Below are 12730 nucleotides of genomic sequence, written 5' to 3'. Positions count from 1 at the left end.
CGCTAAGGATTGGGCCTGCGCGGAGCGACCGGGTGAGAGGCGATACCGCTACCAGGTGGAGTAGGAGGTGCCGTCGGAGGCGGTCTGCTGGGCTCCGCTGTGGACGTCGTCGATGCCGGATTCGGTCTGGTCGAGGCTCATGAGGGTGTCTTCCTGGACGGGGATCCAGGTGTCGGTGCGGCGGGTGAAGGGGTCGACGGGCATGGACTTGATGTAGCCGGCGGTGACGAGGTCGTCGAGGGACTGGGGGGCTTTTTGCTTGTCGACGGTGTAGGCGTCGATGGCGGCGCGGAGGGTGTGGAGGTCGGCCTTGAGGACGGCTTCGCGGCCGCCGCGGATGATGTTGGTGTAGCCGGGGATGGCGATGGCGGCGAGGATGCCGATGATGACCATGACGATCATGAGCTCAAGCAGGGTGAAGCCGGCGGCGGGGCTGAGGGTGCCGGGCGCGGTCTGTTGGTTGCTGCTCGAAGGCTTGCGGCGACGGATTGGGGTGGGGGCTACCATGTGGAGTATTTTGTCCCGTCGAGTGCGGTGTCCTGACTCTTGGTGTGGACGTCGAAGACATTCTGTCCGCCGAAGGAGTCGGAGTCGGCGTCGTCCTGGTTGGAGCGCAGGGCCCAGTCGGTGCCCTTGGTCATGGGGTCGGTGGGGATCTTGCGGAGGAACTTGACCTTTTTGTCCTGGATATCGACGCCGTTGACGAGGGTTTCGAGGTCGGGCGGGTAGCCGAGGCTGTCGAGCTTGATCTGGAAGGCTCCCTTGTCGGCGGCGTCTTTGTAGTTGTCGATGGCGGTGCGCATCTGCCAGAGGGCGGCGCGGAGTTCGCGCTCTTTTTCGCGTTTGACCTGGAAGCGGGCGAGGGGGATGGCGGCGGAGGCGAGAATAGCGACGAGGGTGACGCAGATGATGAGTTCTACTAGGGTTAGGCCGGACTCGGGGGTGGTGGTGTTTTGTGTAACAGCCCACGTCCGAAGGTCTGGACGTGGGGTATCCCGGTAAGTTGCCGGACCAGCCGGACTATCGGCGTGGGGGTGCGGATTGGTGCGGAAGATCACTTGACATGTACCACGGCCTGCGAACCGACGGCCGGAAGATTGGCCTTGGCGCTGTTGATCGCGCCGACTTTGACGAGGGCGAGGTCGGAGTCTCCTTGGGCGATGGCCTTGAAGGTGAGGACGCAGACGGTTCCCTGCCCGCTGACTCCGGCGGAGTTGGGCGGACGCTCTGCGGCGATGGCAATGAGGCCGTTGCCGTCGTCGCGGTGGACGATAGAGATGGGCTGGCCGTCGTGGCCAAGGAAGTCGCCGCTATCTACGTTGACGAGCTGGAGGACGGCGGGGTTGAACTTGACCTGCAGGGGGACAGAGGAGATGTCGTGCCCGTTGCCGAGGCTGACGGCGGCCTGGAAGGTGCTGCCGACGGTCTGGTTGGAGCTGGCAGGGATGACGGAGAAGTTGACGGGTGGACCGGCTGGGGCTGCGGTTGCCGGTGTTGCCGCTGCGGATTGGCCGTAGCCTGGGGGCATAGCGGGCTGGGCCTGCTGGCTTAGCTGCTGGGCCATGGCGGAGGCGGCGTTGGCGGCGCTGGTAGTGCTGGAGGGATGCAGCTTGGCGTAGGCCGGGGCGCTGAGAGCGGCGGTGTCGACGGATGCGTCGCGGCGGAGCTCGATGGACTGGCCGGTGCCGGTGTCGATGGGCCGGGTGTTGATGCGGCTGAGGACCGACTCGCGGACGATGTGGGGAATGATGAGGAAGACGATCTCATTCTTCATAATGATCTTGTCGCGAGAGGAAAAGAAGTATTTGAAGAACGGAATCTCCCCGAGGCCGGGGGTGCCGGAGATGACCATGCTGTCGGAGCGGGTGATGAGGCCGGAGAGAAGGCTGGGCTCGCCGTCTTTGAGCTGGATGGTCTGTTCGCTGATATTCTGGTTGATCTGCGGCTCCGCCACACCGCTGATCATGACGATGTTGCCCTCGGAGGAGACCTCGATCTTCATCTTGAGGGTGATCTCGTGGTCGTAGTGGACGGTCGGGGTTATGTCGATGTTGACGCCGACGTCGAGGTAGGTGAATTGGGTCTGCACGCCGATGCTGGAGACGCCGGTGGAGACGCCGGCGTTGTAGGATCCGGTGGCGACGGGGATCTTCTGACCGATCTTGATGGTGGCGCGCTGGCCGTCGGTGGCGCGGATGCTGGGGTTCTGCAGGACGCGGGTGTCGCTGTCCGAGAGCAGGGCGTTAAGGGTGCCGCCGCCGAGGGTGACGCCGAAGTTGTTGGCGTTGAGGTGGGCGAGGGAGTTGAGGGTGAAGTTGTTGGGGGTGGTGGTACCGCTGCCTGCGGCGGGCGTGCTGCTGTTGGTCGTGGTATTCGGGTTGGCCTGAGGGGTGAGGCCGATGGAGGTGGGGAGGGTGATGCCGAGATTGTGTTCGACGTCGCGGCTCACCTCGAGAACTGCGACATCGACGACGACTTCGGGGCGGGCGCGATCGAGATCGTTCATGAGCTTCTCTGCGAGGAGGAGCTGGTCGGGCGTGGCGCGCATGACGATGGCGTTCTGGCTGGGGACGAGATAGATCTTGACGCTGGGATCGAGCAGGTTGCGAATGGCGACGACGACTTCGTTGGCATCGTTCTGGGCGGCGGAGTTGGTGAGGTAGAAGGTCTGGACGGCCTGCTCGTCGAGGTCGGTGCGTTTGGTGCGGGTGTTCTGGGCGACGAAGATGGTGTTGGAGGTGACGGGCTTGTAGAAGGTGCCGGCGATGGTGCCTACGATGCGGAGGGCGTCGGTGAGGTTGACATTGGTGAGGTCGATGGGGATGCGCTTGGAGGTGTAGTCGGGGTCGAAGAGGACGTTGAGGCCGGCGGCTTTCCCGATGGCTTGATAGATGTTCTTGACGTCCTCGACGGCGTGGAGGGTGATGGGGTCGTTGGAGACGGGCTTGAGCTGGACGGGGCCGGAGATGGAGCCGATGGTTTTAAGGATCTCGGCCTGCTGGGACATCTGTTCGGTAACGGGTGGGACCTCGGCTCCCGGCGGGGGTGCCTGGGGGATCTGATTGATCTCCTGCTGGGCGGCCTGATTGCCGGGATCGATCTCCAAGGCGCGGGTGAACTGGGCGAGTGCGCCGTTGAGGTCACCGCTCTGCTTGAGCACACGGCCACGGTCGACGTGCGAGACAGAGGAGAGGTAGCGCATGTGGCCGAGGTGGGTCTTGAAGCGGAGGTCGTCTGGCTTCTTCGCGACGGCCTGACGGTAGTCTTCGTAGGCTTCGTCGTAGTTTTCGCGGGCTTCGGCGGCCTGGCCGCGCTTGTCCCACTTGGCGGCGGACTGAGCGTGTGCGCGCGCGGAGCCTGAGAGAGCGAGGCCGAACAGAACCAGGAGAGGAAGCGCCCGTAGAACGAATTTCGAGAGTTTGGTGATTGTGTTTTGCCCGCGAGCCATGCTGCTTCCGTTTGCGTCCTTTACACCGTGAAGAGTGTGGCGTCTGCCGGAGTACACGTCCGGCCGAAGGTGGACTTCGGCGAGGACGCTGCCTTTGTGGGCCGTGGCTGCCGGGCTGTTGCGCTCGGGTGAGTATACCATTCGGTGCGATCTCGACTTTATCTTTGGAGCAGGGTTGCGGAATAGGGTTGAGCGATGATTTGCCTGGGCTTCGCGATAACGGTTGAGCGGTGAGGTTGATGGTTAGACGCGCAGCCTGACGGTGGGTGAGATGAAGTTGCAGACGTGTTAAACTTAGAGATTCGATGCCTCGTTCGCTCTCCAATCCGACGGTTGCTCACCAGGTTAAGGCGGTGGTGAAGGAGAAGGACCGCGATCCGGTGGCGGCGGGCAAGCGAGACGCTGCGTTCAACCGATCGGCGAGCTTCAACTACTTTCTCTCGGACAAGGTGGAGGCGGGGGTGGCGCTGCGCGGGACCGAGGTGAAGTCGATCCGCGAGGGTAAGGCGAACCTCAAGGACGCCTACGGCCTGTTGAAGGACGGCGAGTGCTTTCTGCTGAATGCGCACATTGGCCCGTTCTCCCATGGAAATGCTATGAATCATGACTCTCTGCGTACGCGTAAGTTGCTCCTGCACAAGAGCGAGGTGCGGAAGCTCGAGGGTATGACGAAGCAGAAGGGGTATACGTTGATCCCGACACGTCTTTATTTTCGTAACGGGCGTGTTAAATGTGAGCTTGCGCTGGCCAAGGGCAAACAGGAGTATGACAAACGCGCGACCGAACGGAAACGCGAGGCCGACAACGAGGCCAAGGCTGCGGTGGCACGGAGCCAACGAGGGTAACTCCAACTTTTGGGGGAGTCAGATCGATGTCGTGATGGGTGGCTGGGCGCGATACGATAGGGCATGGATACGAAGCTTCTCTTTCAGGATGCGGATGGGTTTCAGACGCAGATGCTTGCCGTCTTCGCTGTGGATATTGCCTCGGGCAAAGATGCGGAGCCGCTGCTGGCGCTGCTGGCGACCTCGGACGCGATAACGAATGCGGCGGCGAAGGTGCTGGCGTCGGGTGAGTTCAAGGGGACGCTGGGGGAGACGGTGCTGCTGCATGCGCCGAGTGGGCTGAAGGCGGAGCGGCTGCTGGTGGTGGGGCTGGGCAAGGCGAAGAGTCTTTCGGTTGATGAGGTGCGCAGGGGGGCGGGAACGGCGGTGCGTTCGGCCAAGCCACTGGGTATGCGGGATATGGCGATTCTATTTCCTGAGGACCATGCGCTGTCCGATGAGCATCTGGAGACGCTGCCTTGTACGCTGCTGGCGCGCGCGGTGGTGGAGGGAGCGGAGTTGGCGGAGCTGGACTGGGATACGTACCGGAGCGATCGTAAGGATCGGTCGGTGCGCACGCTTGCGGTGCTGGCGAAGGAAGAGGAGAAGTCGGCGCGGGCGGAGATTCAGCTGGGGTTTGAAGAGGGACTGATTCTGGCGAGGGCGCAGAACTTTACGCGTGCGCTTGTGAATGAGCCGGGCAATGTGCTGACGCCGACGGAGCTGGGACGGCGGACGGCTGCGATGTGCGCGGAGGTTGGGCTGACGTGCGAGGTGTATTCGACGGAGAAGCTGGCGGAGTTGAAGATGGGGGCGTTTGCCGCGGTGGCACAGGGATCGGCTGAGCCTCCGGCGCTGATTGTGATGACGTATGAGCCCACGCTGGCGAAGGGTGAGGTCGCGGTGGAGGGTGCTCCGGTGATTGGGCTGGTGGGGAAAGGGATTACGTTCGATACGGGCGGGATCTCGATTAAGCCGGCGGACGGCATGGAGAAGATGAAGTACGACATGGCGGGCGCGGGGGCGATGATCGGCGCGATGCGGGCGGTGGCGCAGTTGAAGCCGAAGGTGAAGGTGATTGGGGTGGTGTGTTCGGCGGAGAATATGCCGGATGGGAAGGCGTTCAAGCCGGGCGATGTGGTGACGGCGATGTCGGGTAAGACCATCGAAGTGGTGAATACGGATGCGGAGGGACGGCTGGTGTTGGCGGATGGGTTGCACTATGCGAAGACGCTGGGATGTACGCACCTGATCGATGCGGCTACGCTGACGGGAGCCTGCGTGGTGGCGCTAGGGATCTTGAATGTGGGACTGTTCTCGAACGATGAGGCGGCGTGGGAGAGCTTTGTGGTTGCGGCGAAGATTTCGGGGGAGAAGTTCTGGCGGCTTCCCTGCTCTGATGACTATAAGGATCAGATCAAGAGTCAGATTGCGGACATGATGAATACGGGAAAGAACAGGTATGGTGGGGCGATCTCGGCGGCGATGTTCCTGAAGGAGTTTGTGGGGGAGACGCCGTGGGTGCATCTGGATATCGCCGGGTGTGCGTGGAACGACGATAGCAAGCCGTGGATTGCGAATGGGCCGAGCGGGGTGGCGGTAAGGACGATTCTGCAGTGGGTGCGGAGCTATTCGGCTTAGATTGGTTATGAGTTTTGGTGCGTGAAGATGCCTCCTTGCGGAGGCATCTTTTATTTGTGCTTGAGGTAGTTACATAACGGGTGGGGCTTCGATGCCGAGGTAGCCGAGGGCGCGGGTCATCTGGCGCTGGGCGATGGCGGCGGTGGCAAGGAAGAGGGTTTTGCGGGTGGGATCGGTCTCGTTGAGGATGTGGTGGCGGTGGTAGAAGTTGTTGAACTGCTGGGCGAGCTGGAAGGCGTACTTGGCGAGGTGGGCGGGCTCGGCTGTGGCGATGCACTGCTCGATGAGGAGCGTTAGTTTTGAGGCGAGGAGCCAGGTCTCCCAGAGGCTGGTGCCGTCTTCGGTGTTGAGGATACTCTCGATGTCCAGCGTGGCGATGGCGGAGAGGGATTCGACTTCGGTGGTGTTGGCTTTGCGGAAGATGTTGGCGGCGCGGACGATGGCATATTGGACGTAGGGTCCGGTCTCGCCTTCGAAGCTAAGGGCGTCTTTGAAGTCGAAGGCGATGACGGTGTTGCGGGTGAAGCGGAGCATGAAGTAGCGAAGGGCGCCGACTGCGATCTGGGTGGCGATGGTGAGGCGTTCGTCGGGCTCGATCTCGGGATGGCGGGTGTCGACTTCGGCTTTGGCGGCGAGGATGAGGCGGTCGAGTAGGTCGTCGGCTTTGACGCCGAAGCCTTTGCGTCCGCTGACTTCGATGAAGGACTTTTTCTGGTCTTCGTCGCTGATTGTGTAGCCGAGTTCGACGGCGCAACGCGGGGTTAGGGCGACCATCTCGTAGGAGAAGTGGGTGTAGTGGTCGGCGGCTTCGGTGTAGCCCATGCCGCGGAGGGCGGCGATGACATTGTTCTGCGGGTCGTTCTGACGGGAGTCGATGACGTTGTAGATGGCGTCGGCTTTGCCGAAGGTGGGATGTGGGGTTTCGCCGTGGGTGGTGGAGATCCAGCAGGCGTGGTCAGGGTACTCGTAGAACTTTTCGTAGCCGAAGTCTTTGCCGGGGAGGAGGCCGAACTTCCAGAGGTGGTAAGCGATGTCTTTGCCGACGTAGGTGACGGTGCCGTTGGAGCGGACGATGACCTTGGCGTCCTCGTCGGGGAGGCTGGAGTCTTCGACTGCGATCTCTTCGGCGGTGCCGGCGCGACGCATGACGTAACAACCTTTGTTCTTGCCTGCGGTCTCGAGGTAGAGGACGCCTTTTTCGAGCATGAGGGCGCGGGCGGCGTCCCAGAAGTGGAGTGTGAGGATCTCGCTCTCGCGGGGGAGGAAGTCGTACTCGATGTTGATGCGCTGCATGGTCTCGAGATGACGGCGGAGGACGGCGGTGGAGACGAGGTCGGCTATGGCTGCGGTATCGTTGTTGCCGGTCTCGAGGGCGTGGAGAGTGTCGAGGCGAATCTGTTTGCGTGCGGCGACCTGGTCTGGGTCGGCGGTGTACCACTGGGAGACGCGGGCGTAGAGGTCCCAGCAGTAGAAGTCGATGCGCTGGTTGGTCTCGAGGAGCTCGGTGAGGAGCTGGCGGGTGCTGGGGAGGGTCTTGGCTTCGAGGTGGACGAGACCTACGACGACATCGGCTACCTGGACGCCGGTGTTGTCGATGTAGTTTTGTACGCCGACGTCGTAGCCGCGCTTGTAGGCGTCGGGACGGAGGAGACGCTGGAAGGTGTCGCCGAGGATGGCGTTGCGGAGGTGGCCGATGTGGGCGGCTTTGTTGGGGTTGATGCTGGTGTGCTCGACGAGGCGGAAGCCGGGGCCGCCGATGTCGGCGTGCTGGTCGGAGGCGATGCGGCGGACGGTGGAGGCTCGGTCGAGACGGATGTTGAGGTAGCCGGCTCCGGCGACTTCTACACTTGCGACGCCTTCCGGGAGCTGGCTGGATAGTTCAGCGGCTAGTTCGGTGGCGATGGCGCGGGGGGCTTTGCGGAGGCGCTTGGCTAGCTCGAAGGCGACGGGGAGGGCGAGTTCGCCGAGGGCGATGGTTGGCGGCTGCTCGACTGCGAGGTAGGCGAGGGTGATGTCGTACTTGGCGAGGAGGATGGCCTGGATGCGGGCCAACAGGGATTGCTGGATTGTGCGATACATGCTGAGGGTTCACCGCGTTCGGAGGATGGGTTTAGTTTACTTCTGTTGGAGGATCATGTCCTGCCGGACGGGCCGCCTGCTCGGCGGGAGGTCACTTCGTGACTTGTATACCCCTTCGGTTGGGCCTCCCGATGGTCGGCAGGAAGATGATTATTCCTACCATCGGGAGGACCTTTGCTCATGATGTCTGCGTGACAGGTATACGCGTCACGAAGTGACCTCCCGCTGAGCAAGCGGCCCGTCCGGCAGGACAGAATCTTTATGGCATTTCTGCTGGCAGGTCTTCGATCTCTGCGAGCAGAGGCTTGTGGTTGTGGATGCGAATGCGGTGGATGAGGAAGATAAGCCCACCTGCGCCAGTGACGGAGATGAGCATCCAGGCGTGGATGGCGAGGCCGAAGACGGCGGCCTGCGAGATGACGGCGCCGTGGTTGACGAGGGAGGTTTTGACGGCCAGCTCGAAGGGGCCGATGGCTCCGGGCGAGCTGGGGATGAGGTAGGAGAGGTTGGCGAAGGAGACGGCGAGCCATGGACCGATGCGGTCGACCGGTACTCCGACGAGGTGGATGGCGGAGACGAAGATCATGCCTTCGCAGGCCCAGATGACGGCCGATTGCAGGAGCAGAAGAAGCGAACCGCTGATGCCGAGGCGGCCGGTGGCGTCGAGGGCGAGGGTGATCCAATGCTCGATCTTGGCGAGGGTGGGGTTTGCCGGGAGACGGGCGAAGAGGCGCTGCACCGGAGACTGAAGGGCGCGGGCGCCGACGAGCAGGACCAGAAGGCCGATGGTGGAGATGGCGAGAGAGACGTTCGCGATGAGGCGCAGATGCGGCGTGGCGATGCTGCCCACGGTGGTGACGAACATGAGGACGAGAACGAAGATGTCGAGGAACTTTTCGAGGATGACGGTGCTGAGGATGATGGAGGGCGAGGTGCCGAGATCGCCCGCGTAGGTGAAGATGCGCATGACGTCGCCGATGCGGAGGGGGAGGATGTTATTGGCGGCGAGCGAGGTCATGAGGACGCGAGCGCAGGTGCTGAAGCGAGCGCCGACGGGCTTCATCATGCGGGTCCAGCGGACGCAGCGGAGGGTGTAGCCGGCAGCGGTGAAGCCGAAGACGCCGAGGAGCCATGCGGGATGGACGAGGCGGAGGGCGAGGATCTGGGCGAAGGAGATGCCGCGGAAGGTGTACCAGAGAAAGAAGGCGCTGATGAGAAGGCCGGGGATGGTCTTCAACAGATTGCGGCTGTTGGTGGAGGTCGCGGTGGCCGTCATGCGGGGAGACCGTGCGGATAGCGGGGGTCTGCGCATTTATACGCGAGGCGGGGGGTTAGGTCGGATGCAGATGATTGGAATAGAAGATGGAGCATGCAGGTTCGATTGTATCGTCTGCGTGCTAGTTGAATGATGGATTGCTTCGGCTGTGTGAGTGCCGCGGGTTAGGCGGAGATGGAGACGAAGATGCTTCGGAAGGCTTCTTCGTCGTGCTGGGGGTTCTGCTGCCTGCGGTTGGGGTCGGATTCTCCGCGGGCTTCGACACGGTAGGGCGTCTCTTCGCCGTCGGTGGCTGCTAGGTTGGTGAGTTTGCGGCGTACCTCCGCGGCTGCTCGTCGCGCCTCGATGGTCTGCTGGGTGGCCTGCGTGGGGGCGAGGGACATGGCCTGACTGCTCATGGGTGCGGCATGGATATGCATAGACCGGGCTGATCCTTTCTTTTGCTCCCTACTGCTTGATTCTTGACAGCGGAGGCTGCTGACAGCAACTGGTAAGGGCATGTGTGGGACCATCTCTTGCGGTTGAAGATGAGAGATTACTTATTTTATTTTTGCGTTTGTCTGGTTCTGCTTTTTCCGGGGATGCACAGGGTTTTGTAAACCGATCGGCGTCGTGGCAGTCTATGTATATGTTGGGCAGGTGGTCGGCTTGATGGATTGGCCGATTGCAGTCCTCTACGGGATGCTCGGGTTTTGATGAGAATCCTTGCGGATGAATGATAGGTAACGGCGACGACCTCGCGGCGGGAGCAATAGGTATTTGGCCACTTCGTTAGCATCACCCGTCTCTTCGGAACGGATTTCGGGGCGAATTTCAGATCGGCTGCGAGGAGAAGAGTACAGGCGGGAGCGCGGCTTCGCGGTTGGGCTGGTGACGGCGCTGACGTTCTGCGCGGTGCTGGTGCATGGCTATCATCCTTATGCCGAGGACGGCGGGGTGTATATGCCGGAGATCAAGCGGCTGGTGGATCCGTCGCTGTATCCGCGTGGGCCGGAGTTTGTGATGGGGCATCTGCGGTACTCGATGTTCGCGCCGTTGATGGCGAGGATGGTGTGGGTGTCACACCTGAGCGTGGAGATGGTGCTACTGCTGGTGCATGTGGCGAGCTTCTGGGCGATGCTGTTTGCGGCGTGGATGCTGGCGAAGCGGTGCTTCGGTTCGCGCGAGGCGAGGTGTGGGGCGGTGGCGCTGCTGGCTGCGTGGATGACGCTGCCGATTGCGGGGACTTCGTTGATGCTGATGGATCCGTATGTGACGGCGCGGAGTTTGTCTACGCCGTGTGCGTTGCTGGCGCTGGTGGGTGCGCTGGATTTTTTGCTGTTGGACAGGGACGATGCGCGGCGGTGGCAGGGGCTGGCGCTGTGCTGTTTTGCGCTGGTGGGTGCGGGGGTGATGCATCCGCTGATGGGTGGGTATGCGTTGGGGTCGGTTCTGCTGCTGAGGACGGTGATGTCGCCGAGCCGGACGGTGCGGTGGTGGGGGACGGCTGGGCTGGCGGCGACTGCGTTGGCGGTGGCGGGTGGGCTGGTGCTGGAGGCTCCGGTGGAGAGTGGGATCTATCGGCAAGTGATGCTTACGCGGGAGTACTGGTTTTTAAGCCAGTGGCACTGGTATGAGTTGGGGGGGCTGGTGGCTCCGATGCTGATACTGGCGGGGATTGCGGTGCGGCGGAAGCAGGCGGGAGATGAGGCTCGGGTGGGTCTGGCTCGGATGGCGCTGGCGGCGGGTGTGACGGCTACGGCGGTGGCGCTGTTGTTTGCAAGGGCGGGGATGATGACGCATCTGGTGGCGCGACTGCAGCCTTTGCGTATCTTTCAGCTGGTGTATGTGGTGATGACGCTGGCGCTGGGAGCGGCGCTGGGAGAGAGGGTGTTGCAGCGGCGCGTTTGGCGTTGGGCGGCGGCGTTCTCTGTGCTGGGGGGAGTGATGGTTTCGGCAGAGCGGATGACGTTTCCTGATTCGAAGCATTTGGAGCTGCCGGGTGCGGTTTTAGCTGGCGGTGGAGGAAATGAGTGGGAGCGGGCGTTTGTGTGGATCAGGGGGAATACGCCGAAGGATGCGCTGTTCGCGCTGGATGCGCACTACATTACGCGGCCGGGTGAGGATGCGCAGGGGTTTCGGGCGATTGCGGAGCGGAGTGAGGTGCCGGACTACTCGAAGGATGGCGGGGTGGTGTCGAATAAGCCGGAGCTTGCGGGAGAGTGGATGCGGGGCGAGGTGGTGCAGACGGGTTTGAGTACGGAGGGGGATGCGCAGCGGGTTGCGGGACTGAGGCCGCTGGGGGTGGGTTGGGTGGTGCTGGAGCGAGAGGCAGCTACGAGGTTTGCGTGTGCTTATGAGAATGCTGCGGTGAAGGTTTGCCGCCTGCCTTGATGGTCGAGGCAGACGGCGAGTAGCTAGATCGTGGGGCTAGTTCCCTGCCGGTTTCTCCGGGGCGGGTGCGTTGGTGAGGACGACGCTCTCCTGATCCTTGGTCTCTATCTTGGAGTAGAGCACGGAGTTGTGGGTACTCCTCCTTCATGAAGATGACCTCTCAGAGAAGATAGTCGCGACGAATGGTGAAGCTGGTTGGAGTGGATTCCGTCTTCATGGCGTAGACAGCGAGCTTGGGCATCTCCGCTCTATCGGGAAGGGATTCGATCCTCATCGTGGCGGGGAATGTGATGCGGGTGGCGTCCTGGTTGTAGTGGGGATAGTTGAAGTAGATGGGAGTCTCTCTCTTTCATTCGGGAAGTCGGGTTTGGCATTGACCTGTGAGCCCAGACGGTGCCGTAGGTGAAGCCGGGTGAAGCTCTGGCTGAGGCGGGGCAGACCGCTTTGGAAGAACCAGGTTTTTTCGGTGAGGTAGGGATGGGTGCGCTGCTCGTACTCGTAGGCGACGATGCCGCCGGGATCGCGAGCGGGGGCGTTGGCCTCACGGATCTTGAGATCCATGAAGAGGCTACCCTCGTTTGGATAGCCTGCCTCGATCATCTCGTTGTCCTTGACGGCATACTCGTGGCCGTCGGCCGATGCTCCAGAGTGCATGGAGAGGATTTTGGTGTCCTTGTCGAAGGGGACGCCGATGACGCCCTCTCCCCTGCCCTGGGGTCGAAGGATCTTGACGACGGAGCGGAAGTGTTCGGTGGCACTGCCGTCGGGTGCCACGCTGTAGGTGGTGTCTTCAAGCAGGACGACGGCGTTGGTCTCGGGAGGATATGCGGGCAGCTTCTGTTGCGCGGCGGTGCGGACCCAGTCGGGTATGGCATCGGGTTTGGACGCGGAAGCGGTTGCTGAGCAGAGTGGGAGAAGAAGCGCCAGGGCGGAAAGAAGTGCAGTGAGAGGTTTGCGTTGTTGCTCTGCTTGCTGAATTGGACGTGTCATGTCGCCTTTGACACACCTCGTTACACAGGACCTTCAAAGAGGTTGAGATTGGGGGTGTGCTTGTCCCAGAGTTATACGTTGGGTGAAGAGGTATATCAA

At 62.1% G+C, this 12730-nt stretch carries 10 protein-coding genes; 3 read left to right on the top strand and 7 right to left on the bottom strand.

Going from position 1 to position 12730, the window contains the following annotated elements; genetic code table 11:
- Positions 1 to 48 precede the first annotated feature (48 nt).
- The 3 genes from GSQ82_RS20470 to GSQ82_RS20460 are packed head-to-tail and all read right to left on the bottom strand — an operon-like array spanning position 49 to position 3589.
- A complete protein-coding gene (locus tag GSQ82_RS20470) occupies positions 49 to 507 on the bottom strand; it encodes a type II secretion system protein (RefSeq protein WP_158794124.1) in 459 nt (152 codons plus the stop codon).
- On the bottom strand, positions 501 to 1058 hold the full coding sequence (locus tag GSQ82_RS20465) for a type II secretion system protein (RefSeq protein WP_256370106.1): 558 nt from the start codon (positions 1056 to 1058) through the stop codon (positions 501 to 503). The genes GSQ82_RS20470 and GSQ82_RS20465 overlap by 7 nt, the downstream gene beginning before the upstream one ends.
- Entirely contained in the window at positions 1055 to 3589 is a 2535-nt protein-coding gene (locus tag GSQ82_RS20460) for a cohesin domain-containing protein (RefSeq protein ID WP_158794123.1), read from the bottom strand. Before GSQ82_RS20460 ends, GSQ82_RS20465 begins: the two co-directional genes overlap by 4 nt.
- Positions 3590 to 3753: 164 nt before the next feature.
- On the opposite strand from GSQ82_RS20460, the gene smpB reads away from it, so the two are divergent.
- Positions 3754 to 4293 (top strand): SsrA-binding protein SmpB, encoded by a 540-nt coding sequence (smpB, locus tag GSQ82_RS20455; protein ID WP_158794122.1) that lies wholly within the window; start codon positions 3754 to 3756, stop codon positions 4291 to 4293.
- A gap of 63 nt (positions 4294 to 4356) precedes the next feature.
- Positions 4357 to 5913: a leucyl aminopeptidase gene (locus tag GSQ82_RS20450; RefSeq protein WP_158794121.1), complete on the top strand. Its 1557-nt coding sequence runs from the start codon at positions 4357 to 4359 to the stop codon at positions 5911 to 5913.
- Between the two features lie 69 nt (positions 5914 to 5982).
- Here GSQ82_RS20450 and GSQ82_RS20445 read toward each other — a convergent pair whose 3' ends face one another.
- The 3 genes from GSQ82_RS20445 to GSQ82_RS20435 all read right to left on the bottom strand — a co-directional run bounded on the left by GSQ82_RS20445 (position 5983) and on the right by GSQ82_RS20435 (position 9687).
- Positions 5983 to 7992 (bottom strand): arginine--tRNA ligase, encoded by a 2010-nt coding sequence (locus GSQ82_RS20445; protein WP_158794120.1) that lies wholly within the window; start codon positions 7990 to 7992, stop codon positions 5983 to 5985.
- Positions 7993 to 8251: 259 nt separating this feature from the next.
- Positions 8252 to 9268, bottom strand: a complete 1017-nt coding sequence (locus GSQ82_RS20440; RefSeq protein WP_158794119.1) for a lysylphosphatidylglycerol synthase transmembrane domain-containing protein — start codon at positions 9266 to 9268, stop codon at positions 8252 to 8254.
- Between the two features lie 164 nt (positions 9269 to 9432).
- Positions 9433 to 9687, bottom strand: coding sequence for a hypothetical protein (locus tag GSQ82_RS20435; RefSeq protein WP_158794118.1), 255 nt, complete (start codon positions 9685 to 9687; stop codon positions 9433 to 9435).
- Positions 9688 to 10027: 340 nt separating this feature from the next.
- Between GSQ82_RS20435 and GSQ82_RS20430 the strand changes: the two genes are divergently transcribed.
- Positions 10028 to 11641 (top strand): DUF6798 domain-containing protein, encoded by a 1614-nt coding sequence (locus GSQ82_RS20430; protein WP_158794117.1) that lies wholly within the window; start codon positions 10028 to 10030, stop codon positions 11639 to 11641.
- Positions 11642 to 11911: 270 nt separating this feature from the next.
- On the opposite strand, the gene GSQ82_RS20425 is transcribed toward GSQ82_RS20430, so the two are convergent.
- Positions 11912 to 12631: a DUF3857 domain-containing protein gene (locus tag GSQ82_RS20425; protein ID WP_254061806.1), complete on the bottom strand. Its 720-nt coding sequence runs from the start codon at positions 12629 to 12631 to the stop codon at positions 11912 to 11914.
- Positions 12632 to 12730 lie beyond the last annotated feature (99 nt).

The organism is Granulicella sp. L60 (genome assembly GCF_009765825.1).
GTDB lineage: Bacteria > Acidobacteriota > Terriglobia > Terriglobales > Acidobacteriaceae > Edaphobacter.
This window is presented reverse-complemented; position numbering and strand designations above follow the sequence as displayed.

What these genes read in the sequence shown, in the direction of transcription:
- GSQ82_RS20470 (WP_158794124.1), bottom strand. Translation starts at nt 507, where the DNA reads ATGGTAGCCCCCACCCCAATCCGTCGCCGCAAGCCTTCGAGCAGCAAC.
- GSQ82_RS20460 (WP_158794123.1), bottom strand. Translation starts at nt 3,589, where the DNA reads ATGGTATACTCACCCGAGCGCAACAGCCCGGCAGCCACGGCCCACAAA.
- smpB (WP_158794122.1), top strand. Translation starts at nt 3,754, where the DNA reads ATGCCTCGTTCGCTCTCCAATCCGACGGTTGCTCACCAGGTTAAGGCG.
- GSQ82_RS20450 (WP_158794121.1), top strand. Translation starts at nt 4,357, where the DNA reads ATGGATACGAAGCTTCTCTTTCAGGATGCGGATGGGTTTCAGACGCAG.
- GSQ82_RS20445 (WP_158794120.1), bottom strand. Translation starts at nt 7,992, where the DNA reads ATGTATCGCACAATCCAGCAATCCCTGTTGGCCCGCATCCAGGCCATC.
- GSQ82_RS20440 (WP_158794119.1), bottom strand. Translation starts at nt 9,268, where the DNA reads ATGACGGCCACCGCGACCTCCACCAACAGCCGCAATCTGTTGAAGACC.
- GSQ82_RS20435 (WP_158794118.1), bottom strand. Translation starts at nt 9,687, where the DNA reads ATGCATATCCATGCCGCACCCATGAGCAGTCAGGCCATGTCCCTCGCC.
- GSQ82_RS20425 (WP_254061806.1), bottom strand. Translation starts at nt 12,631, where the DNA reads ATGACACGTCCAATTCAGCAAGCAGAGCAACAACGCAAACCTCTCACT.